The organism is Rhizobacter sp. (assembly GCA_019635355.1).
In the GTDB taxonomy this organism is placed as follows: Bacteria; Pseudomonadota; Gammaproteobacteria; order Burkholderiales; family Burkholderiaceae_C; genus Rhizobacter.
On record JAHBZQ010000001.1, the window covers coordinates 4,124,135 to 4,144,609 of the forward strand.

Sequence of the window (20,475 nt, forward strand, 5' to 3'; positions counted from 1 at the left end):
GATCAGGGGGTGAGCTGCACGCTCACGCGGCGCGGGTTGATGCCCGTCTGCGGGAAGTCTTTCAGCGCCGCCTTGAACATTGCGGCCAGCAGCTGCGTGTTGCCGGAACTCAGGCCGTCGCTGGCGGCGCGCGCCTCGTAGAGCGGCTGCGCGGTCTGCCGGTCGCGGATCAGCACCACCACCTCGCGGTCGTAGCGTGGGCTGTCAACCATCATCCCGAAGCCCGGGCCCCAGTACGGTCGGCCATAGCGCGAATAGAAGAGGCTGCCGCGCCAGTAGAAGGGGTCGTCGTAGAAGCCGCGATCGGTGCGCGAGACGCGGGCGGCGACCTGCACGGTGGTGTCGGCGGTCTGGAGGTCGTTGACTTCCTGGAAGCCCGCGCCCAGCAGGGCGGGGCGGGCGGCGGCTTCGAGCTCCGACTGTTCCTGGGGCCGCGCCTGCTGCGAGGGCAGGCGCTCGAAGGCAAAGGTGGCCGGCTTGCGCGCCGCGGGCCACTGGCTGTAGGTGGAGACTTCGCTGTCCACCGTGTTCATGGCGGCGCAGCCGCCGAGGGCAGCAGCCAATGCCAGGGTTGCCAGAGCCGTGATGCGCATGGGACTTGTCCTGCTTCGTTACTCCGCGAACTTGATGACCGCCTCGGCGGGCGCAGCGGGCGGGGCACACGATTCGTCGTCGTCGAACGCGATGTCGCCACCCGGATTCGCGACGCCGGTCGTTTTGATCGACGTGAACGGGTAGAGGTTCCGGTCCATCATGTGCGAGGGCACGATGTTGCCCATCGCGGTGAAGAGGTTGTCGATGCGGCCGGGGAAGCGCTTGTCCCAGTCGCGCAGCATGGCCTTGATCTGCACGCGCTGCAGGTTCTCCTGGTTGCCGCACAGCGAGCAGGGAATGATCGGGAACTGCCGGTGCGCGGCCCAGCGCTCGATGTCGGTCTCGGCCACGTAGGCGAGCGGGCGGATGATGATGTTCTTGCCGTCGTCGCTCACGAGCTTCGGCGGCATGCCCTTCATCTTGCTGCCGAAGAACATGTTCATGAAGAGCGTCTGGATCATGTCGTCGCGGTGGTGGCCGAGCGCGATCTTGGTCGCGCCCAGCTCACCCGCCACACGGTAGAGGATGCCCCGGCGCAGCCGCGAGCACAGGCTGCACATGGTCTTGCCCTCGGGGATGAGGCGCTTGACGATGCTGTAGGTGTCCTGGTTCTCGATGTGGAAGGGCACGCCGCGTGCCTTCAGGTACTCGGGCAGGATGTGCTCCGGAAAGCCCGGCTGCTTCTGGTCGAGGTTGACCGCGACCAGCTCGAAGCGGATGGGCGCCCGCTGCTGCATGTTCATCAGGATGTCGAGCAGCGTGTAGCTGTCCTTCCCGCCCGACAGGCACACCATGACCTTGTCGCCGTCTTCGATCATGTTGAAGTCGGCGATGGCCTGGCCCACCTGGCGATGCAGGCGCTTGCTGAGCTTGTTGGTCTCGAAGGCGAGCTTCGCCTCGTCTTTCTGAACGTTGTCGGGGGCGATCACGGCACTCATCACATCACTTCCTTGATTCCAAACACTTCACAGCCCACCGCATCGCAATCGGGGTAGACGTCGGGCTTCTCCGTCGACACGCGTGCGGCCTTCACGCGCGGGTGCGCGAGCATGAGTTTGAGCACGTCGTCGCACAGCGTTTCCTGCAGGTGCACATGACCCTGCTTGATGCGCACCGCGATGCTGCGGCGCATGAAGTCGTAGTCGACCACTTCGTCGAGCTCGTCGTTCCGGGGTGTCGACACGGTGAGCGGGATGTACAGGTCGACGTTGATCAGCACCCGCTGCTCGCCGCGTTTCTCGAAGTCGTGCACGCCGATGTTGATCCACACCTCGTAGTTGCGCAGGAAGAGGCGGCGGCAATCGCGCAGGTCGAGGTGGCCGAGCAGGCTCTGCATGTCAGGCTTTCTTGTCAGGGTTGGCGATGAACATCACATCGCGGGCTTGGGCCTGCAGGTGCTGGCCGCCATCGACCAGCAGCGTCGTGCCGGTGATGGCGGGCGACTCGATCAGGAAGCGCACGCTGCGGGCGATGTCTTGCGGGGTGGACGAATGCCCGAGCGGCGTGAGCTGGTGCGAGGTCGCAAACTCGTCGGCCGTCATCGCGCCCGACAGCAGCGTCACGCCGGGGGCCACACCGCACACCCGCACGCTCGGGGCCAGCGCCTGCGCCAGCATCACCGTGGCCGTCTGCAGCGCCGCCTTGGACAGCGTGTACGAGAAATAGTCGGGGTTGAGGTTCCACAGCTTCTGGTCGAGCAGGTTGACCACGCAACCCTGCCGGTTCGTGCCGGCCAGGTGCCGATGCAGGGCCTGGGCGAGCAGCACCGCGGGGGCCGTGTTGGCGCGCCAGTGTTTCTCCATCGATGCGAGGCCGAAGCTCTCGGCGTTGTCGTACTCGAAGGTCGACGCGTTGTTGACGACCGCATCGAGCCGCCCGAAACGTTCGACCACCTGCGGCACGAGGGCGCGGCAGCTCGCCTCGTCGGCCAGGTCGGCGTGCACGCGTTCGGCAACGGCGCCGGCCTGCCGTGCCAGCGCCACCGTCTCGGCCGCGTCGGCCTCCGAGCGGTGGTAGTGCACGGCCACATCGACGCCATGCGCGGCCAGGTCGAGCGCGATCTCGCGGCCCAGGCGGCGGGCCGCGCCGGTGACGAGCACGACCGGGCGTTCAGACATGGTGGTTGGGGGGTGACAGCGGAGGCCGACAGTGTATCGGCGGGGCCTTTTTCGACCCGTGATCGGGCTCTTGCGGGGCACCGTTCGGCACCCCGCAGCGGCGTTTCGGCACCACCGGCCGGCCGTTCGCCACTTTGGCCACCGCCGCGGCGATGCGGCTGCGTAGACTGGCGTCACCTTCCGACACCATGACCACGACCACCCCCCACGAGGCCGCTGCTGCCTTGAGCGCCCGGCCGCTGGCGCTCGCTCGAGACCGCCGTCGCGTGTTCCTGCGCGACCTCGGCATCGTGCTGGTGCTCAACACCGTGGTCGCCCTCACGCTGTGGCTGATCGTGGTGGCGATGACACCCGGCAGCAGCTCGCAGCAGCAGCTCGAAGCGCTGGGCAGCCACCTCGTGTTCTCGCATTGCATCGGCCTGTGCATCTTCGGGCTCATCGAATGGCCGCGCCTCACCTGGTGGTGGGAGCGCCCGCCGCGCTGGCTGGCGCTGGGCGCGGTGACGCTCCTCGCCATTCCGGTCGGCCACACGATGGGGCGGCTGCTGGCGGGCGCGCTCCTGGGCATCCCGGCTGGCCTCACCGATGCGCTGCAGCCGGCGATGGCGCTGGTGATCTTCACCACCATCGTCGCCTCGCTGGTGGCGGTGCACCTCATCACCCAGCGCGACGACATCGAATCGGAACGCCTGCGCGCCGAAAACGCCGACGTGCGCGCGGCGAGTGCCCGCCTGCAGCTGCTGCAGCAGCAGATCGAGCCGCACATGCTCTTCAACACGCTGGCCAACGCGCACGCGCTCATCGACACCGAGCCCGCGCGTGCGCAGCAGATGCTTGAAGCGCTGAGCGAGCTGCTGCACGCGAGCATGCAGACGGGCGAGCAATCGCTCGTCACGCTGCAACAGGAGTTCACGCTGGTCGAGCAGTACCTGAAGCTGATGGCGATCCGCATGGGGCCGCGCCTGCGCCCGTCGCTCGTGTTGCCCGCCGATCTGCAGGGCGCTCGCCTGCCGCCGCTCTCGCTGCAGCCGCTGGTGGAAAACGCCGTGCGCCACGGCCTCGATGCACGCGCCGAGGGCGGCAGCATCACCGTCACCGCGCGGCGTGAGGGCGCGCACGTCGTCATCGACGTGCTCGACGACGGCCAGGGCCTGTCGGTCGCCGACCCGTTCGCGGCCGGCCGCATCGGACTGGCCAACCTGCGTCAGCGGCTGGCCTATGCGTTCGGTGACGACGCGGGCCTCACGCTCGCCGACCACGCACCGCACGGTGTGCGTGCCACGGTGCGCATTCCGCACGTGAGCCCCGCATGAACATCCCTGTGCTCGTGGTCGAAGACGAGCCGGTGCTCGCACGCCGGCTCCAGCAGCAGCTCGCCACGCTCTGGCCCGGCATCGACCTGCTCCCGGTGGCCGACAACGGCGCCGCCGCCATCGCCCTCGCGCTCGAACACCTGCCGCGCGTGATCTTCCTCGACATCCACATGCCGGCCGCCTCAGGGCTCGATGCGGCCGAGGCCATCGTCGAGGACTGGCCCGAGGGCGTGCCGCTGCCGCAACTGGTGTTCGTCACGGCCTATGGCCAGTACGCGGTGCAGGCCTTCGAGCACGGGGCCATCGACTACCTGCTCAAGCCGGTGAGCACCGAGCGCCTGCAGCGCGCGGTGCAGCGATTGCAGGAGCGGCTCGCGCTGCTCGATGGGGCCAGCGGCGAGGCGCTGGGCGGTGCGCTGCAACGCGTGGCACAGGCGCTGCAGCCGGCGGCGAGCACGGCACCGCTGTCGGTGATCAATGCGGCGGTGGGCGCGGTCACCCATCTCATCCCCATCGACGACGTGTTGTATTTCGAGGTGGCTGACAAGTACCTGCGCGTCGTCACCCGCGAGCGTGAGGCCTTGATCCGCATGACGCTGCGCGAGCTGCTGCAGCGGCTCGATGCCGAGCGCTTCTGGCAGGTGCACCGCAGCCTCGTGGTGCAGGCGCGCTGCATCGCACAGGTCGAGCGCAGCGAAGACGGCCGCCTGTGGCTGGGCCTGCGCGAGCACCCCACGCGCCTGGGCGTGAGCCGGCTCTTCGCGCATCGCTTCAAGGCGATGTGACGCTCGCCCTCGGTTTCTGACGCTTCGGCACCTCGCGCTGACCGTTCGCGGATCGCGCGCAGACGCGTGCCCCTTCGCGTTTCGACACTGGCCGCCTTGCGACTCCGAAGGTGAACCGATCGTGAAGATGCTGACCTCTGCTGCGGCGCTGACCTGCGCCGCGCTGGCCCCCATCGCCCAGGCCCAAGACGGCCCGCCGCCCGGCTGGGTGGGCCCGGCGCCGGGCTGGTCGGGCGGTGTGCTGCTGGGTGCCGCCGCCGTGCCCGAATACGAAGGCAGCCGCCACACGCGGGTGCAGCCTGTGCTCGGCGGCGAGGTCTACTGGCGCCCCGGCGCTGGCGCGAGCGTGGCGATGGGCAGCCGCGGCTTGGTGTGGACGCCGTGGCAGACCACGGCCGGCAGCGCGAGCCTCGGCCTCTCGGTCGACCCCGGCCGTGTCGACGATGACGAGCGCAAGCTCACCCCCGCCGGCCTGCGCCCCGGCAGCGCCGACCTGCGCGGCATGGGCGAAGTGAAGATGACGGCGCTCGTCTCCGCGTCGGGTTCGCTCGTGCTCGGGCCGGTGTCGCTCACTGGCGCCGTGCGGCAGGCGGTCTCGAGCCACCGCGGCACGCTCGTCGAGGCGGGCCTCGCACTGCCGTGGCAGCTGCACCGCCACGCCAAGCTCACCCTCACGCCCGGCGTGACCTGGGCCGACCGCCGCCACATGCAGGCCTACTTCGGTGTGACGCCGCAGCAGTCGGCCGCCAGCGGCTTCGCCTTCTTTGACGCGGGCGCGGGCCTCAAGAGCCAGCAGCTCGTGCTCGACTTCGACATGGCCTTCAGCCGCCACTGGCACGTGAACGCCCTGCTGCGCGTGCAGCGCCTGGCCGGCGACGCCGCCGACAGCCCCCTCACCCAACGCACGCGCCAGGCCAGTGGCATGCTGGCGCTGCGCTACGAATTCCAGCTGTGAGGTTCTCCATGAAGCTCTCCACGTTCTCGATGCGCAGCACCGAAGCGGCGTTGGCGCTGATGGCGGTGGCCGTGGCAGCCTATGCCTTCATCGCCTATGGCCTGCAGCCGGCCGGCGCACAGGTCGGCGAAGCCATGCAGGCGGTGTATCGCCTGAACCCCATCGTCATCCACACCCATGCGTTTGCGGCTGGCCTCGCGCTGCTGCTCGGGCCGTGGCAGTTCTCGGCCCGGCTGCGCGCACGGCGCCCCCAGGTGCACCGCTGGATCGGCCGCATCTACCTCCTGGCCGGCATCGTGGTGGGTGGGGTGTCGGGGCTGCTGCTGTCGCGCATCGCGCAAGGCGGCTGGGTCGCGCAGCTCGGGTTCGCCTGCCTGGCCGTGCTGTGGCTCTACACCGGCTATCGGGGCTACCGCGCCATCCGCCGCGGCGAGCGTATCGAGCACCGGCGCTGGATGCTGCGCAACCATGCGCTCACGCTGGCCGCGGTGAGCCTGCGCCTCTACATCCCGCTGGCGCTGGCCAACGGCATTCCGTTCGAAGTGGCCTATCCGGTGATCGCGTGGATCTGCTGGGTGCCGCATCTCTTCATCGCGCAGTGGTGGTTGAGCCGGGGCCAGCCGTCCGATGGAAAGGTGCTTCCTACAATGGCGCGATGACCTCCAATGCCGCCTCGCCCCTCGTGCGCCTCATCCGCGAGGCGGTGGTGCGCGAAGGCGGCTGGTTGCCCTTCGACCGTTTCATGGCGATGGCGCTCTACGCGCCGGGCCTCGGCTATTACGCACATGGCAGCCGCAAGTTCGGCCTGTTGCCGCAGTCGGGCAGCGACTTCGTCACCGCGCCCGAACTCTCGCCGCTCTTCGGCCGCGCCGTGGCGAAGCAGGTGGCACAGGCGCTCACCGCCTGCGGCAGCACCGAGCTGTGGGAGTTCGGCGCCGGCTCGGGGGCACTCGCCGAGCAGCTGCTGTCCACGCTCGGCGAGGCGGTCACCCGCTACACCATCGTCGACCTCTCGGGCAGCCTGCGCGAGCGCCAGCGCGAGCGGCTGGCCCGTTTCGGCGAGACGGTGCAATGGGCCGACGCGCTGCCCGCCTCATTCAGCGGCGTGGTGGTGGGCAACGAGGTGCTCGATGCGATGCCGGTGCAGCTGCTGCACTTCGACGGCGCGCAGTGGCAGGAACGCGGCGTCACGGTCGACGGCGAGCGTTTTGCATGGGCCGACCGGCCGACGGCCTTGCACCCGCCGCACGAGGGCCCGTTCCTCCCCGGCACCGTCACCGAGATCCACCCGCAGGCCGAAGCCTTCATCGCGACGCTGGCCGACCGCCTGCAGCGCGGTGCCATCTTCCTCATCGACTACGGCTTTCCCGAGGCCGAGTACTACCACCCGCAGCGCCACGGCGGCACGCTCATGTGCCACCGCGCGCACCAGGCCGACATCGACCCGCTGGCCGACGTGGGCGAAAAAGACATCACCACGCACGTCAACTTCACCGGCATCGCGCTCGCCGCGCAAGACGCCGGGCTGGAGGTGCTGGGCTACACCTCGCAGGCGCGCTTCCTGCTCAACTGCGGTTTCATGGAGCTGCTGGAGGGCGCCGACATTCCCACCATCGCCCACGCGCAGAAGCTGCTGCACGAGCACGAGATGGGCGAGCTCTTCAAGGTGATCGCCTTCGCGCGCGGCTGTGGTGAAGACTTCATGCAACAGCCCCTCGGTTTCACCGAAGGCGACCGGACGCACCGCCTGTGATCCGCTGGCTGGTCCTCATCTTCTTTGCGCTGCTCATCTTCCAGGGCCTGCACCGCTGGCTGGAGAAGATCGGCCTCGGCCGGCTGCCGGGCGACTTTCGCTTCAAGCTCTTCGGGCGTGATTTCTTCCTGCCCGTCACGAGCAGCGTGCTGCTGAGCCTGGTGGCCGCCGGCCTCGCGCGGCTCGTCTGATCCCCGGGCCTGCGGGCCAATGGCTCCTTTGGGCGATGTGGCCCGGGCGGGCGCTCGCGACACTGCCGGGCATCTCAGAGGAGCTTCCACCATGTCCCGCAGCCTTCGTCTCATCTCCGTCGCCGCCCTCGCGGCCGTGTTTGCCGTCACCGGTGCCCGCGCGGCCGACGCGCCGCCGTCCATTGCCACGCTCTTCCAGCGCGTGCCCGACCTGCCGGCCACCGCCGAAGAGGCCGCCACCTGGGTCGACAAGACCGGGCGGCTCGTCCACCCCGGCCTCTTGGCGCTGAAGGCCGACATCGCCGCCCACCAGCGCGCGATGGAGCAGGTGCAGCTCGCCACGGCACAAGATGGTGTCGCGCAGGGCCAGGTCGTGGCCGACAACATGAACCAGGGGCTCGCCAGCGTCGGCATCGACATGGCCCGCATGCAGCGCGACCCGGCCTACGCCAAGGAGGTGCAGGACCGCATGCGCCAGATGTCGCCGCAGGAGCTGATGGCGATGTCGCAGAAGATGAATGCGCCGCTCAATGCCGACCCGCGCTTCACCAACCAGGCGCAGGCGATGGTCGACGACACGCCCGTGGTGCGTGCCGCCGCCGAAGCCGGCAGGGCCTACACCGAAGGCCAGCCTGCACGCCTGCAAGCGCACCAGAAACTCTGGCGCGAGGCCGACGAGGCCGCCGCCAGGCTGCGCCGCAAGCCGCTGCAGGTGGCCGTGGCCAAGCCCAGGATGGAATGGGAAAACATCGGCTGCGATGCCGGCTGCCGCGCCGCCTGGGACGCGTATGCCACCGCGATGCTGCCCCTCATGATCGCCCGCGACACCGAGGCCCTGCGCGTTCACCGTGCGACCCTCCAGCGCCACCGCGCCGCCGTGGCCGAGGGCCTCAAGACGGCCGACCGGCACCTCCTCGCCTCGCAGTACGGCGCCGCCTCGCGCAGCCAGGCCCACCGCGGCTGGATTGCCGGCTACGACGGTGCGGCCCTGGGCGAGATCAGCTTCCTCATCGAGCGCATCACCGACAGCGTGAAAGCCGCTGCCGTGGTGGCCCACTGCGGCAAGCAGATCGTGCTGGCGCCGGGGGCGGTCTGCCGCTGAGGGCGCGGCCCGCAGAGCGTGGATTCCTACCGCCACCCCTTCACGGCGCGCCGCTATATTGCGCGCCGGGAGAGGATTTCATGCGTTCACGTTCGTACCTTCGCGGCCTGCTGCCGGGCGCCGCCGTCGTGTTGCTGCTGGTGTCGGGGGCGGCCGTCCAGGCCCAGTCGCTCGTTCGCTGCACCGACGGTGGCCGGGCCTACTACTCCGACAAGCCCTGCCCGGGCCAGGGCAGCACCCGCATCACCACCTTCGGGCCCGAGCCGGCGCGGCCCGACTATTCCCGGCATTCGGGCTCGTCGTCGCGCCTGCAGAAGGCACCGGAACACCTCACCCGCATGAGCGCCGAATGCGCCTCGCTCAACGACGCGACGCGCACCGCGGGCGCCCGCGGCGTGGGCTACGACACCCAGCGCGAGCTGCACGAGGAATACCGCCGCAAGTGCAGCGACGAGGAACGCGAAGCCCACCAGCAGGCGCGTGAAGACGAACGCCGCCGCCGCCTCGAAGCGCGCGACCAGCGTGTGGCCCAGCAGCAGGAGCGCGCCCAGGCCAGCATGACGCTGGAGCAGTGCCGCGAGATGGGCCGCATCGTGGCCGAGCGCAAGAAGCGCTTTGACGGCATGACGGCGGGCGAGAAGGGCGACTTCGAGCGCTTCCAGGCCAACTTCGGCGAGCGCTGCCGGGGGCTTTGAACGCTCAACCGGCGAGCGCCGCCGCCACCGCCGCCTGTCGGGCGTTGCGGATCGCGTCGCCGATGGCCGGGCCCTTCCAGCCACGCGCCAGCGCGTCGGTCGACACGGCCGCCGTGTCGACCGCCAGTGCCGCATCGAGCGCCCGCTGCAGGCGCGCGCGCTGCGGATAGGCCTCGTTCTCCAGGCCCGTGCGGCCCCGCGCGTCGCACTCGCAGGCGAGCAGCAGCTCGGCAAACCGTTGGGGCCGTCGCCAGGCGTCGCAGCGCTCCAGCAGGCGCATCACGGCCGCCGCGTTGAGCTCGCCGCTGCGGTGCACGTTGCCGTGCTCGCGCGCCACCGTCACCGCGAGTTCGCGGCAATCGGTGGGCACGCGCAGGCGCTCGCACACCGCTTCGACGAGCTTCACGCTGCGCGCTTCGTGGGCGATGTGGCGCGGCAGCTCGTCGGCAGGCGTGGTGCCCTTGCCGAGGTCATGCCCGAGGCAGGCGAAGCGCACGGTGAGCGGCGCGTTGAGCTGCGCGGCCATGTCGAGCACCAGCATCAGGTGCAGGCCGGTGTCGACCTCCGGGTGGTGCGCTTCGGGTTGCGGCACGCCCCACAGGCGGTCGACTTCGGGCAGCAGCCTGGTGAGCGCGCCGCAGCTGCGCAGCACCTCGAACATGCGCGAAGGCTTGGGCTCCATCAGCCCGCGCGAGAGCTCCTGCCACACCCGCTCGGGCACGAGCGCGTCGACCTCGCCGGCTTCCACCATCTGCCGCATCAACGCCGTGGTCTCGTCGGCCACGCTGAAGTCGGCGAAGCGCGCCGCGAAGCGCGCCAGCCGCAGGATGCGCACCGGGTCTTCGGCAAACGCCGCCGACACGTGGCGCAGCACCTTGGCTTCGAGGTCGCGCTGGCCGTGGTAAGGGTCGATCAGCGTGCCGTCAACGTCCCGTGCCATCGCGTTGATGGTGAGGTCGCGCCGCATCAGGTCTTCTTCGAGCGTGACGCCCGGGTCGGCGTGGATGGTGAAGCCGCGGTAGCCCGGCGCCGACTTGCGCTCGGTGCGCGCGAGCGCCACTTCCTCTTTGGTCTGCGGGTGCAGGAAGACCGGGAAGTCCTTGCCGACCGGCGTGTAGCCCGCAGCCACCATCTCCTCGGGCGTGGCGCCCACGGCGACCCAGTCGTGATCGTTCACCGGCAGCCCGAGCAGGGCATCGCGCACTGCGCCGCCGACCATGTAGGTTTTCATGGCCGGCAGTGTAGGTTCGCCTCCCTCGCTATCGGGAGGCGCGGTAGTCCTCGTTGCCTTCGAGGAAGTCGTGCTCGGCCAGGGCGTCTTTCGTCCAGGCGGCCACGCTCTTCAGCGCCTGCACCCGCTCGATGTAGCCCTGCACGACCGGCGGCACCGGCAGGCCGTAGGTGACGATGCGCTTGACCACCGGGGCGTAGAAGGCGTCGGCAATGCAGAAACTGCCGAAGAGCATGGGCCCGCCCGAGGTGGCGAGCAGGTCGCTCCACATCTGCACGATGCGATCGAGGTCGGCGCGCACCTGCGGCTGCTCAGCCAGCACGCGCGGGCCCACGTGCTGCAGCTGCGCTTCGATGTTCATGCCGCAGTGCGTGCGCAGCGCGCTGAAGCCGGAGTGCATCTCGGCCACCACGCTGCGCGCGCGGGCGCGGGTCTTCACGTCGGTGGGCCAGAGCTTCTTCTCGGGAAATTTCTCGTGCAGGTATTCGGCGATGGCGAGCGAGTCCCAGATCGCGAGGCCGTCGTCCATCAGCACCGGCACGCGGCCGGCGGGGTTGATGCGCACGATCTCTTTCTTGAAGGCCGAATCGGCGGCGGTGTAGTCGAGGCGCATCCGCTTCTCGTCGAAGGGAATGCCGGTCTCCGTCATCAGCACCCAGGGTCGCATGGACCACGACGAGTAGTTCTTGTTGCCGATGATGAGCTGCAGTGCCATGGGGAGTCCTTGTGAGATCCAGTCGGAGGGCCTGAGATGCTAGGACAGCCACGCGGGCCCGTCGATGACAACGCCGCATGGCCGTGATGCCGCCGCGTCATCGCCGGCGGCGTGGGGTGGGTCAGCCGCGCCGGGCTTCGCGCCGCCAGCCGTCGAGGCGGGCCGCTTCGCGGCGGCGCGACAGCACCTCGGGCATCACCGCTTCGAGCGCCGCCGGGTGGAGGCCCAGCGCGTCCAGCCCCGGCAGCTGGCCGGTGGCGACGTTGGGCACGGCCATCGAGTCGAGGTTGTCGCGCGACATCAGCGGCTCGCCGGGCAGCAGCTCCAGCAGCCCGGCCTGCAGCCGGCCGAGCGCCGCGGGCAGCGGCAGCACGGGCCGTGGGTGGCCCGACCAGGCGCCCGCCCGCTGCACCAGCTCCTTCAGGGTGTAGGTCTTGGGGCCGACCGCCTCGTAGGTGGCGCCGATGGTGTGCGGCGAGTGCAGCACCCGCACGATGGCCTGGGCCACGTCGTTGACCCACACCGGCTGGAAGCGCGCCTCGGCACACGCCAGCGGCATCAGCGGGAAGAGCGCCTGCAGCCGCGCGAAGAGGTTGAGGAAGCGGTCGTCGGCGCCGAAGATCACCGAGGGGCGCAGCACCGTGAGGTCGAGGTTGGTGGCCGCGCGCAGCACCGCCTCGCCCTCGGCCTTGCTGCGCTGGTAGCGCGAGGGCGCGTCGCTTGCCGCGCCCAACGAGCTCACATGCACCACGCGGCGCACACCGGCGATCGCGCAGGCCCGCGCCAGCCGGCGCGGCAGCTCCACGTGCACCTGGCGAAACGCGGCCTCGCTGCCGTGCAGGGTGGCGATCAGGTTGACCACCGCGTACTTGCCGCGCAGCAGCCGCACGAGTTCGGGTTCGTCGAAGCTGCGCGCCGGCAGCAGCTCCAGGCCGGGCAGCATGCCGAGCGCCTTGGCACGCGACGGGCGGCGGCTCGGCACGGTGATGCGGGCGGCGCCGTCGCCGTCGTGGATGAGTTGTTCGCACAGCGTGCGGCCGACGAAACCGCTGCCGCCCAGCACCAGCACGGGCTTCATGGCAGGTCTCCGTTGCTGGACGGGGCCGCGGCCAGGCGTGGCCCGACCATGCGGCCCAGGCGGGCCTTGAGCGACGGGGCGTGTGCCGACGCGACCTGGCCGCTGGGTGTGTTGAGCAGGGCCGAGTAGAAGATGGCGTTCGAGAGCACCTTCTTCACGTAGTCGCGCGTTTCGTTGAAAGGCACGTTCTCGGCCCAGATGGCGGCTTCGAGCACCGGGCCTTCGCGCCAGCGCCGCGGGCGGCTCGGGCCGGCGTTGTAGGCCGCGGCGGCGAGCAGCTCGGAGCCCTCGAAGTCTTCGAGCACCAGTCGCAGGTACTGCGTGCCGAGCTTCAGATTGGTGTCGCGGTCGGTGATCATGTCCTGCGTGAAGGGCAGGCCGATCTTCTTGGCCGTCCACCGGGCGGTGGCCGGCATGATCTGCATCAGGCCCGAGGCGCCCACGCCGGAGCGTGCGTCCATCACGAAGCGCGACTCCTGGCGGATGAGGCCGTACACGTAGGCCGGGTCGAGGCCGATCTCGCGTGCGCGCGTCTGCACCTCGCGCCGGAAGGGCGTGGGGAAGCGCTGCGCGAGGTGGATCTCGCCGCGCGTGCGGTCGCTGGTGTTGATGCAGCGGTCCCAGACCTCGCGGTCGCAGGCGAGCTGCGCGGCGGCGAGCAGGGCGCGGTCGTCCATGCCGCGCAGGGTGAAGTTCCACTCGCGCACGCCTTCGTTGCGCAGGCCGATGGCGATCAGCTGCAGCGCGCGTTGCAGGCCGGGCTCGCGGGCGGCGGCCTGGCGCTCGGCCTCGGTGAGCGGCGGCGGCGGCTCGGGCAGGGCGATCGGCCGGCCCAGCTCCTCGGAGGCGAGCGCGCCGTAGAAGCTCAGCTGGCCGGCGATGCTGCCGAGCAGCTCTTGCGATTGCGAGGCCATCGCCTGCGGGTCGCTCGAATCGCGGGCGATGGCCTGGAGCGCGCGCGCTTTCCAGTAGACCCAGGTCGACTCGCGCTGCTCGTTGGGCGCCATCGCGTTGATGGCCTGCACCACCTGCTGCCAGCGCGGCTTGCCGCCGTTGGCGCGCAGTGCGGCACGCGCCTTCCAGGCGAGCGTCTCGTCGGCCCAGTCGATCTCGACCGCGGCCTTGCCGGCCAACAGCGCGGCGCGCTGGTAGTGCTCGGAGGCATCGGGCAGCAGCTTGATCGCTGCCTGCTTGGCCACCGCGGCCCAGGCCCAGGCGCCCAGCTCGGGCGGCAGCAGCGCTTCCCACTTGCCGCGCAGCGAGGCGGCGGCGGCATCGGGGTCGTTCGTGGCCCATCGCATCAGGGCGAGCGTGGCCAGCTCGCGCTCGGTGCGGCTGCGCGGGCTCGCGCCGTGGAGGTAGCGCTCGGGCCTGTCGAGCAGCGTGCCGGCGTCATCGCCCGCCTTGGGGCTGATGAGGGCGGCGGCCTGGCGCACGGCGCGCGGCTTGTTGGCATCGACCGCGAGGCGCGCACGGCGCCACACCTCATCGTCCTTCAGCTGCTTGGCTTCGTAGAGCGTGGTGGCAAGCAGGTTGCAGCCGTCGTCGCCCTCGCGTTGCGCAAACCAGGCGGCACGGCCGGCCTGGCGCACGTCCTTGCCCTCGAAGTGGTCGGCCAGCAGTGCGTAGCAGAAGACCTCGCGGTCGTCGTTCATGCGGAAACGCGGGTAGTCGGCGGCCAGCGCCTTCCATTCGCGGCGGCGGCCCAGCTCGAGCAGCCAGTCGTTGCGCAGGCGGTCTTCGACGTAGGTGCCGCTCCAGCGGCGGTAGAACGACTCCACCTCGTCGAGCGAGGCGGCGTAGAGGCGGCTGTTGAGCTGCCAGTAGTCGGCCCACATGGCGAGCGGGTGGCGCTCGAGCATCGCGGCGGTGCGCATCTGGGCGAGTTTTGCGCTGTCGCGTTTGCCGAAGGCGTCGCGAGCGGCGACGATCGCGTCATTGCCGGTCTGTGCCAGCGCCCCGGCTGGGCCCACCAAGGCCAGCCCGAGCGTTGCCACGATCATGCGTGTGGCACGCCAGCCCGGTTCCAATGCTGCTTTCAACGCCGCTGCTTTCAACACCACTGCTCTTACCGCCACGTCCGGCCGCCCTTCATGTCTGCTTCTTCCCGCCTCACCCGCCCCGCGCTGCGCGCGCAGCTGCTGGCTGCCCGTGAACGATTCGCCGCATCGGCAGAAGTTTCAGCGGCCGTCGAGGCCATTGCGCGGGAGTTGAGGCAGGTCATCGACCGCCTGGAGCCCGAGTGCCTGGGCCTCTACTGGGCGATGCGATCGGAATTTAACGCAGCAGACCTCTGGATCGACGACAACGGCGACACCACCATCCCCTTGGCGTTGCCTTTCGCACGGCGCGAGCCGCGGCAGATGCACTACCGGGCGTGGGACGGGCAGGCGCCCCGCCTGAAAGACGAGTGCGGCATCGCCGCGAGCGACGGCGCCGAGGTGGTGCCCGACGTGGTGCTCGTGCCCTGCGTGGGCTTCACCGCGAGCGGGTATCGCCTCGGCTACGGCGGCGGGTACTTCGATCGCTGGCTGGCGGCGAATCCGCATGTGACGGCGGTGGGCGTGGCGTGGTCGGCCAGCCTCGTCGCCGAGGCCGATTTCACGCCCGAGCCGCACGACCAGCCGCTCGCGCTGATCGTCACCGAGGGTGGGGTCGTCTAGAAATTGCATGGGCTTGTGGCGCAGGGGCCGGAGGGTCCGGCCTCTGCCACGAAACGGGGGCAGGCGATGACGACATGGCGCGGTCTTGTTCTGATGGCAGGTGTGGTGTGGGTCATGGCCGCCGGGGCACAAACGCGCCCCGCCAAGCCGCCACCCGGGCCGGCGCCTGCTCCCGAGGCCGTGGACCTTGTCTACATCGCAACGGCAGAGCGTCTTCTCGACGGGCGGGCCACCCGGGAGAACGGGCTTGTCGAGCAAGAGCTCGATGCGATGCGGGTGGCGCTCAACCGGGCCGGTGAGGCGTCGTTCTCGGTGTACCGGCGCTATTCCGGCAAACAGTTGTTTGACGGCTATCGGGTGCTCGTGCGCAGCACGGTTCCCGTTCCAAGGAACCGGGCCAAGCAACTGATCGAGACCTTGTCGCCGGCGACGGGCATCGAGCTGCGAGCGCTTCCGGTGGAGCTTCGGCTTTCTGCCGCGGACGCGGCGGCATTGCGTCGCGGCGAAGGGGTTGGCGGTGCCAGCAGCCGCCCACCCCATTTCGTGGGCGCCAACATCTCCCGGCTGATGGCGAATCGGGCACTCGCGCTGGCGCAAACACAGGCGCTGAAGTCGGAGGTCGTCTTCTGGGAGCACGCGGGCTTCAGGCGGCTTGGGTGCTTCTATGCCGCGGCGGGCGCTCCACTGGGGCAGTCTGACGAGCACGATGGGGTGCTGTTCTGGTACGAGACGCAGGGTGGGCTGGACCAACTGCCTCGAGACCCGGCAGGCGCTGATTTCTGGATCAACCTTGTCGACACGGCGATGACGGCCTGCCCCGCCACGCTGGGTGATGTGTATGGCCGGCTGTCGCTGGCCGTGGCGTCGGCCAAGACCAGGCCCCAGGGGGTGGCGCCCACCCGCAGCGACGAAGAACTCCAGCGCTTCTTCGGGCCGCTTGCGGCCTTCATCAGATTCGGCCTGGCGCTGCAGCAAGCCACGGATGCACTTCCCGGCATGCGTGTCGATGATCCTTCGCGCGCGTCGACGGTGAGGGCGGAAGAGGAGCGAGAGCGCGAGAAGGCGGAGCGGCGCGAGGACAACAAGCGCAACTGCCAGACTTACAACTTCGTTCGTGGCGATGCCTTGGGCTTCATGGGGTGTTGATCGCGCTCCCTCCCGGTGAGCGTCGCTGCCGGGTCATTCGCCGAGCGCGGCGCGCGTCTGCGCGGCGCGCGTCTCCACCCAGCGGCAGAACTCCTCCACCTCCTGCCGGTCGCGCGCCTGCGGCGAGGCGATCAGCCAGTAGGCGAGCGGTGTGGCGATGCGGCCCTGCGTGCCGAAGGGCTCGACCAGGTCGCCGCGCTCCAGCTGCTCGGCCACCAGCGGCAGGCGGGCGAGCGCCACGCCCTGGCCGGCCATTGCGGCCTGGATCTGCTGGTAGGTGTAGTTGAGGTAGAGCCAGCGGCGCGGTTGCGTCTTCGGTGCGCCCTGCTGCGCGAGCCAGTAGCCCCAGCTCAGGTATTCCGAGCCGTGCCGGTGGTCGTCTTCCTCGGTCACGGTGTACTGCGCAATGTGCTCCGGCTTGCTGAGCGGCGGCGAGGCGCCGGTGCGGATCTGCTCGGCCAGCCAGGGGCTGATCACCGGCGTGACCACCTCGCCGAAGAGCCGCTGCGCGCCGGACGGCGCGCGCTGGTGGCCCGTGTACCGCAGGATGAGATCGAACTCCGGGTCGAGCGGGTTGGCGAGCGTGTCGGTGGCCTGCACGCGGATGTCGATCTCGGGGTGCTCGCGCTGGAAGGCTTCCATCTGCGGGATCAGCCACATCGAGGCGAACGAGGCGAAGGTGTTCACGCTCACCACCCGCCGCCCCTGCGCCTGGCGGATCTGCTGCACGGTGGTATCGATGCGGGTGAGGCTGGGCGCGAGCGCGCGCAGGAAGCTCGCGCCGTCGTTCGTGAGCTCGACCTTGCGCGTGCCGCGGATGAGCAGCGTGGCCCCCAGGTCTTCTTCCAGCGACTGGATCTGCCGGCTCACCGCCGACTGGGTGAGGCTCAGCTCATCGGCGGCGGCCCGGAAGCTCAGGTGCCGGGCCACGGCCTCGAAGGTGCGGATGGGGCCCACGAAGAGCGGGCGGCGGCGAAAGTTGTTCATGGCGATTGATGACGATCAAGCATCAATGGGTTGTGCCCATTTCATTGGACCGGGGTGTCGGACCTGCCTATTCTCCAGCCACCCCATTGCAAAAAGCCAGCAAGGAGCTACACCATGATCCACGCAACGATGACAAATTCGCAACAGTCCAGTTCTGCCGACTGGGCCCTGCCGGCCGGTCAGGCCCTGCGCTTGGACATCGGCCCCGGCCCCCGCGAGCTGCGTGTGACCCAGGGTCGTGTGTGGCTCACCCGCGAGGGCTCGGCCGACGAGCCGGCCGAAGACCTGTGGCTGTCGGCCGGCGACACCCTCGCACTCGACTCCGGCAGCGAGTGGGTGATCGAAGGCTGGGGCCACGATGGCAACGAAACGCGCTTCCAGCTGCTGGTGCCGCCGCGTGCCTGCCCGTCGTTTGCGAGAAGGCTCAGCGCTTCGTCGCGGGTTTCTTCTTCGCTGGCGCGGCTTTCGTTCTGGCGGCCGGCGCCAGCGCTCGGCTGAGCGTCTTCTTTGCGGCGGCGGTTTTCCGGGGCGCGGGCTTCTTGGCATTCAGCGCCTTGAGTGCCGCCTGCATCGCCATGCGCCCCCAGGGCTGCATCAGCGCTGGTGACTCCAGCGCGTCGTCGGGCGCCGACCAGAAGCCCAGCACCACGCGCTTGCCGTCCTTGGTGTCGAAGTCGAAAGGCTCGCAGCCGGCCGCTTCGAAGCGCGGCCGGGAGTCGTCGTCCACCTTCAGGTAAAAGCGCTCGCCCGCGGCGATGCCGATGAAGAGGTCGTCGACGTAGAAACCGTGGCCGCCGAACATGCGGCGTGAGCGCGCCGGCCCGAGCGGGCTCAGCAACTCCAGGCAATGGGCGGCGAATTCGTTCGAGGCGGCCATGCGGGGCAGTGTGCCCAAACGCGCCGATCCCTTCAGCCGCTCCTGCCGGCTCCTGCCACCGCGGTGGCGAGCGGAAAGCGCACCACCACCCGCAGCCCATGTGGCTTCACCGATTGCAGCGCGACGTGCCCGTGGCTGCGCTCCACGATCTCCTTCACGATCGCCAGGCCCAGCCCGCAGCCGTTGCCCTCGTGCGTGGCGCGCACGAAGCGCTGGAAGATGCGCTCGTGTTCGCTCTCGGGCACGCCGGGGCCGGTGTCTTCCACCGTCAGCACGGCTTCCTGCCCCTCGGCATGCGCGCTCACGGTCACGCTCGCGCCGCGCCCGGCATAGCGGATGGCGTTGTCGACGAGGTTGACCAGTGCCTCGCGGATCAGCATCGCGTTGCCCGTCACGGGAAGCGGCGTCTCGCCATCCTCGCTGCCGAGGTCGATGCCGGCGGCGAGCGCGCGTGGCACCTGCTCGGCCGCCACCTCGCGCGCCAGGCGCTGCAGGTCGAAGCGGGTGCGCGATTGCGCGGCCGCCGCTTCGGGCTCGGCGCGGGCGAGCGCGAGCAGCTGGCTCACCAGGTGCGCGCTGCGGGTGGCGCTTTCATGCACGAGCTTCAGGCGGGCGCGCAGCTCCGGGTCGGTCGCGACGGTGGTGCTCGCGAGCGCGAGTTCGGTCTGGCTCTTGAGGCCGGCGAGCGGCGTGCGCAGCTGGTGCGCCGCATCGCTGATGAAGCGGTTCTGCGCGTTCACGCTCTCGCGCACTTCGGCCAGCAGCGTGTTGAGCGCGAGCGCGAGGCTCTTCACTTCCTCGGGCGCGGCTTCGAGCTTGATGGGGGCGAGGTCGTCGATGGCGCGCGCCTCCACCAGGCTGCGCAGCCGCGCGAGCGGCGCCAGGCCGCCGCGGATGCCGCCCCACACGATCACCGACATCAGCACGATCAGCAGCGACAAGGGCAGCGCGGTGTCGATCAGGATCTGCTGCGCCAGCTCTTCGCGGCTGGTGCGGCTCTTGGCCACCTGCACCAGGAGCGTCTGCGGCTTGCCCGGCTCGCCATAGGCGAGGTAGAGCGCGACCACACGCACGCTGATGTCGCGGCCCGACTCCGCGCCAGGGGCGCCGACCTTGTCGCCGGGCTTGTCGTTGTGTCGGTCGTGCAGCGTGCCGTCGTAGAGGTAGGGCTGGTTGAGCTGTGGGTTGGGAATGCCAGTGGGCGCCGGCATCTGGCTGTTGCCGAGGATGAACTCACCCGGCGGCGAACTCACCTTGTAGTAGAGGCGGTCGTCGGGGTCGGCCTCGATCACGTCTTGCGCCGCACGCGGGAAGTCGATGTACAGGCCGCTGCCGCTCGGCTTCACCTGCCGCGCCAGCGCCCGCGAGGCGGTGGAGAGGCTCGCGTCGATGGCCTGGTTGGCGTAGCGCTCGGCGAGCTTGTAGGTGAAGATGGCCGCGGCCATCCACAGCACGAGCTGCGGCAGCAGCAGCCACAGCAGCAGGTGCCGGTGCAGCGAGCGGGTGCCCGGGGTGAGCCAGGCCTTCCAGGCGGTCATGGGCACCAGGCTTCGACAGGCTCAGCCCGAACGGAGTTCGGGGTCGGTTTCGAGCAGGTAGCCGAGGCCCCGCACCGTGCGGATCGACACCTTCGAGCCTTCGAGCTTGCGCCGCAGCCGGTGGATGTAGACCTCGATGGCGCCGGGCGTCTGCTCGCTGGTGTCGCCCGTCCAGCCTTGCACGATCTGCTCTTTGGTGACGACCTTGTCCTTCTGCGTGAGCAGCAGGTCGAGCAGCGTCCACTCGCGCGGCGAGAGGTCGAGCGGCGTCTTGTCGATGCTCGCGCGGCGGGCTTCGCGGTCGAAGCGCAGCAGGCCGGCTTGTTGCGGCACGGCCGCCGCCGTGGCGCCATGCGCGCGGCGCAGCAGGGCGCGGATGCGCGCTTCCAGCTCGGGGAAGTCGAAGGGCTTGGTGAGGTAGTCGTCGGCACCGGCGTTGAGGCCGGCCACGCGCTGCTCCATGCCGTCCCAGGCGGTGAGCACCATCATCGGCAGGGCGGGCTTGGCGGCGCGCACTTTCTTCAACACGCTCAAGCCGTCGACGAGCGGCAGGCCGAGGTCGAGCACGCCGAGGTCGAAGTCGTGCTTGAGCAGAAGGTACTCGGCGACGGCGCCGTTCTCGGCCACCTCGACCTCGAAGCCGCAGCCCTTGAGGTTGGCGGTGAGGGCATCCGCGAGGATGGTGTCGTCTTCGGCGAGCAGGAGCTTCATCGGCAGGGCGTGTTCAAGCGCCCG

23 protein-coding genes are annotated in these 20,475 nt (G+C 70.0%); 11 read left to right on the forward strand and 12 right to left on the reverse strand.

The features are described 5' to 3' along the window. Window positions 1-2 precede the first annotated feature (2 nt). Genes KF892_19125 through KF892_19140 form a run of 4 tightly spaced genes read right to left on the reverse strand, consistent with a single transcriptional unit; the run spans window position 3 to window position 2,711 of the window. Complete coding sequence (locus KF892_19125) at window positions 3-593, reverse strand: DUF4136 domain-containing protein (GenBank protein ID MBX3627135.1); 591 nt, start codon at window positions 591-593, stop codon at window positions 3-5. An 18-nt stretch (window positions 594-611) separates the two neighbouring features. Continuing rightward, window positions 612-1,532: a tRNA 2-thiocytidine(32) synthetase TtcA gene (gene ttcA, locus KF892_19130; GenBank protein ID MBX3627136.1), complete on the reverse strand. Its 921-nt coding sequence runs from the start codon at window positions 1,530-1,532 to the stop codon at window positions 612-614. Next, entirely contained in the window at window positions 1,532-1,930 is a 399-nt protein-coding gene (locus tag KF892_19135; GenBank protein ID MBX3627137.1) for a dihydroneopterin aldolase, read from the reverse strand. The genes ttcA and KF892_19135 overlap by 1 nt, the downstream gene beginning before the upstream one ends. 1 nt (window position 1,931) lies before the next feature. Next, window positions 1,932-2,711 (reverse strand): SDR family oxidoreductase, encoded by a 780-nt coding sequence (locus tag KF892_19140; protein ID MBX3627138.1) that lies wholly within the window; start codon window positions 2,709-2,711, stop codon window positions 1,932-1,934. A gap of 188 nt (window positions 2,712-2,899) precedes the next feature. Here KF892_19140 and KF892_19145 point away from each other — a divergent pair, with 188 nt between their 5' ends. From KF892_19145 to KF892_19180, 8 genes are all read left to right on the forward strand, one after another. After that, a complete protein-coding gene (locus tag KF892_19145; GenBank protein MBX3627139.1) occupies window positions 2,900-4,024 on the forward strand; it encodes a histidine kinase in 1,125 nt (374 codons plus the stop codon). Next, window positions 4,021-4,809, forward strand: coding sequence for a response regulator transcription factor (locus KF892_19150; GenBank protein MBX3627140.1), 789 nt, complete (start codon window positions 4,021-4,023; stop codon window positions 4,807-4,809). The genes KF892_19145 and KF892_19150 overlap by 4 nt, the downstream gene beginning before the upstream one ends. 121 nt (window positions 4,810-4,930) lie before the next feature. Next, a complete protein-coding gene (locus tag KF892_19155) occupies window positions 4,931-5,764 on the forward strand; it encodes a MipA/OmpV family protein (GenBank protein MBX3627141.1) in 834 nt (277 codons plus the stop codon). A gap of 8 nt (window positions 5,765-5,772) precedes the next feature. After that, window positions 5,773-6,423, forward strand: a complete 651-nt coding sequence (locus KF892_19160; protein MBX3627142.1) for a DUF2306 domain-containing protein — start codon at window positions 5,773-5,775, stop codon at window positions 6,421-6,423. After that, entirely contained in the window at window positions 6,420-7,517 is a 1,098-nt protein-coding gene (locus KF892_19165; GenBank protein MBX3627143.1) for an SAM-dependent methyltransferase, read from the forward strand. The genes KF892_19160 and KF892_19165 overlap by 4 nt, the downstream gene beginning before the upstream one ends. Further along, window positions 7,514-7,708: a DUF2905 domain-containing protein gene (locus KF892_19170; protein MBX3627144.1), complete on the forward strand. Its 195-nt coding sequence runs from the start codon at window positions 7,514-7,516 to the stop codon at window positions 7,706-7,708. The genes KF892_19165 and KF892_19170 overlap by 4 nt, the downstream gene beginning before the upstream one ends. A gap of 91 nt (window positions 7,709-7,799) precedes the next feature. Further along, on the forward strand, window positions 7,800-8,810 hold the full coding sequence (locus KF892_19175) for a hypothetical protein (protein ID MBX3627145.1): 1,011 nt from the start codon (window positions 7,800-7,802) through the stop codon (window positions 8,808-8,810). A gap of 80 nt (window positions 8,811-8,890) precedes the next feature. After that, window positions 8,891-9,505: a DUF4124 domain-containing protein gene (locus KF892_19180; protein ID MBX3627146.1), complete on the forward strand. Its 615-nt coding sequence runs from the start codon at window positions 8,891-8,893 to the stop codon at window positions 9,503-9,505. Between the two features lie 4 nt (window positions 9,506-9,509). Here the strand turns inward: KF892_19180 and KF892_19185 are convergent, their stop codons facing one another. From KF892_19185 to KF892_19200, 4 genes are all read right to left on the reverse strand, one after another. Further along, on the reverse strand, window positions 9,510-10,736 hold the full coding sequence (locus KF892_19185; GenBank protein ID MBX3627147.1) for a multifunctional CCA addition/repair protein: 1,227 nt from the start codon (window positions 10,734-10,736) through the stop codon (window positions 9,510-9,512). Between the two features lie 28 nt (window positions 10,737-10,764). Then, window positions 10,765-11,451 carry a glutathione S-transferase family protein gene (locus tag KF892_19190; GenBank protein ID MBX3627148.1) on the reverse strand — a complete coding sequence of 229 codons (687 nt, stop codon included), beginning with the start codon at window positions 11,449-11,451 and terminating at the stop codon, window positions 10,765-10,767. A 121-nt stretch (window positions 11,452-11,572) separates the two neighbouring features. After that, complete coding sequence (locus KF892_19195) at window positions 11,573-12,529, reverse strand: complex I NDUFA9 subunit family protein (GenBank protein ID MBX3627149.1); 957 nt, start codon at window positions 12,527-12,529, stop codon at window positions 11,573-11,575. Beyond that, on the reverse strand, window positions 12,526-14,532 hold the full coding sequence (locus tag KF892_19200) for a lytic transglycosylase domain-containing protein (GenBank protein MBX3627150.1): 2,007 nt from the start codon (window positions 14,530-14,532) through the stop codon (window positions 12,526-12,528). The genes KF892_19195 and KF892_19200 overlap by 4 nt, the downstream gene beginning before the upstream one ends. 90 nt (window positions 14,533-14,622) lie before the next feature. Here KF892_19200 and KF892_19205 point away from each other — a divergent pair, with 90 nt between their 5' ends. Continuing rightward, window positions 14,623-15,192: a 5-formyltetrahydrofolate cyclo-ligase gene (locus KF892_19205; GenBank protein ID MBX3627151.1), complete on the forward strand. Its 570-nt coding sequence runs from the start codon at window positions 14,623-14,625 to the stop codon at window positions 15,190-15,192. A gap of 66 nt (window positions 15,193-15,258) precedes the next feature. Then, complete coding sequence (locus KF892_19210; protein ID MBX3627152.1) at window positions 15,259-16,338, forward strand: hypothetical protein; 1,080 nt, start codon at window positions 15,259-15,261, stop codon at window positions 16,336-16,338. Between the two features lie 33 nt (window positions 16,339-16,371). On the opposite strand, the gene KF892_19215 is transcribed toward KF892_19210, so the two are convergent. Next, a complete protein-coding gene (locus tag KF892_19215; GenBank protein MBX3627153.1) occupies window positions 16,372-17,325 on the reverse strand; it encodes a LysR family transcriptional regulator in 954 nt (317 codons plus the stop codon). Window positions 17,326-17,454: 129 nt separating this feature from the next. Between KF892_19215 and KF892_19220 the strand changes: the two genes are divergently transcribed. Further along, window positions 17,455-17,823 (forward strand): DUF2917 domain-containing protein, encoded by a 369-nt coding sequence (locus KF892_19220; GenBank protein MBX3627154.1) that lies wholly within the window; start codon window positions 17,455-17,457, stop codon window positions 17,821-17,823. Here the strand turns inward: KF892_19220 and KF892_19225 are convergent. From KF892_19225 to KF892_19235, 3 genes are read right to left on the reverse strand one after another with little or no spacing between them, the layout of a single operon-like run. Further along, a complete protein-coding gene (locus KF892_19225) occupies window positions 17,750-18,202 on the reverse strand; it encodes a TfoX/Sxy family protein (protein ID MBX3627155.1) in 453 nt (150 codons plus the stop codon). The genes KF892_19220 and KF892_19225 overlap by 74 nt on opposite strands. 32 nt (window positions 18,203-18,234) lie before the next feature. After that, window positions 18,235-19,740 carry a sensor histidine kinase gene (locus tag KF892_19230; GenBank protein ID MBX3627156.1) on the reverse strand — a complete coding sequence of 502 codons (1,506 nt, stop codon included), beginning with the start codon at window positions 19,738-19,740 and terminating at the stop codon, window positions 18,235-18,237. Between the two features lie 21 nt (window positions 19,741-19,761). Next, the gene (locus tag KF892_19235; protein MBX3627157.1) at window positions 19,762-20,451 is read right to left on the reverse strand and encodes a response regulator transcription factor; all 690 of its coding nucleotides are present in this window, start codon (window positions 20,449-20,451) and stop codon (window positions 19,762-19,764) included. Between the last annotated feature and the right edge of the window lie 24 nt (window positions 20,452-20,475).

What these genes read in the sequence shown, in the direction of transcription:
- KF892_19190 (MBX3627148.1), bottom strand. Translation starts at nt 11,451, where the DNA reads ATGGCACTGCAGCTCATCATCGGCAACAAGAACTACTCGTCGTGGTCC.
- KF892_19235 (MBX3627157.1), bottom strand. Translation starts at nt 20,451, where the DNA reads ATGAAGCTCCTGCTCGCCGAAGACGACACCATCCTCGCGGATGCCCTC.
- KF892_19145 (MBX3627139.1), top strand. Translation starts at nt 2,900, where the DNA reads ATGACCACGACCACCCCCCACGAGGCCGCTGCTGCCTTGAGCGCCCGG.
- KF892_19220 (MBX3627154.1), top strand. Translation starts at nt 17,455, where the DNA reads ATGACAAATTCGCAACAGTCCAGTTCTGCCGACTGGGCCCTGCCGGCC.
- KF892_19150 (MBX3627140.1), top strand. Translation starts at nt 4,021, where the DNA reads ATGAACATCCCTGTGCTCGTGGTCGAAGACGAGCCGGTGCTCGCACGC.
- KF892_19135 (MBX3627137.1), bottom strand. Translation starts at nt 1,930, where the DNA reads ATGCAGAGCCTGCTCGGCCACCTCGACCTGCGCGATTGCCGCCGCCTC.
- KF892_19180 (MBX3627146.1), top strand. Translation starts at nt 8,891, where the DNA reads ATGCGTTCACGTTCGTACCTTCGCGGCCTGCTGCCGGGCGCCGCCGTC.
- KF892_19125 (MBX3627135.1), bottom strand. Translation starts at nt 593, where the DNA reads ATGCGCATCACGGCTCTGGCAACCCTGGCATTGGCTGCTGCCCTCGGC.
- KF892_19205 (MBX3627151.1), top strand. Translation starts at nt 14,623, where the DNA reads ATGTCTGCTTCTTCCCGCCTCACCCGCCCCGCGCTGCGCGCGCAGCTG.
- KF892_19140 (MBX3627138.1), bottom strand. Translation starts at nt 2,711, where the DNA reads ATGTCTGAACGCCCGGTCGTGCTCGTCACCGGCGCGGCCCGCCGCCTG.
- KF892_19230 (MBX3627156.1), bottom strand. Translation starts at nt 19,740, where the DNA reads ATGACCGCCTGGAAGGCCTGGCTCACCCCGGGCACCCGCTCGCTGCAC.
- ttcA (MBX3627136.1), bottom strand. Translation starts at nt 1,532, where the DNA reads ATGAGTGCCGTGATCGCCCCCGACAACGTTCAGAAAGACGAGGCGAAG.
- KF892_19175 (MBX3627145.1), top strand. Translation starts at nt 7,800, where the DNA reads ATGTCCCGCAGCCTTCGTCTCATCTCCGTCGCCGCCCTCGCGGCCGTG.
- KF892_19225 (MBX3627155.1), bottom strand. Translation starts at nt 18,202, where the DNA reads ATGGCCGCCTCGAACGAATTCGCCGCCCATTGCCTGGAGTTGCTGAGC.
- KF892_19165 (MBX3627143.1), top strand. Translation starts at nt 6,420, where the DNA reads ATGACCTCCAATGCCGCCTCGCCCCTCGTGCGCCTCATCCGCGAGGCG.
- KF892_19215 (MBX3627153.1), bottom strand. Translation starts at nt 17,325, where the DNA reads ATGAACAACTTTCGCCGCCGCCCGCTCTTCGTGGGCCCCATCCGCACC.
- KF892_19185 (MBX3627147.1), bottom strand. Translation starts at nt 10,736, where the DNA reads ATGAAAACCTACATGGTCGGCGGCGCAGTGCGCGATGCCCTGCTCGGG.
- KF892_19195 (MBX3627149.1), bottom strand. Translation starts at nt 12,529, where the DNA reads ATGAAGCCCGTGCTGGTGCTGGGCGGCAGCGGTTTCGTCGGCCGCACG.
- KF892_19210 (MBX3627152.1), top strand. Translation starts at nt 15,259, where the DNA reads ATGACGACATGGCGCGGTCTTGTTCTGATGGCAGGTGTGGTGTGGGTC.
- KF892_19200 (MBX3627150.1), bottom strand. Translation starts at nt 14,532, where the DNA reads ATGATCGTGGCAACGCTCGGGCTGGCCTTGGTGGGCCCAGCCGGGGCG.
- KF892_19160 (MBX3627142.1), top strand. Translation starts at nt 5,773, where the DNA reads ATGAAGCTCTCCACGTTCTCGATGCGCAGCACCGAAGCGGCGTTGGCG.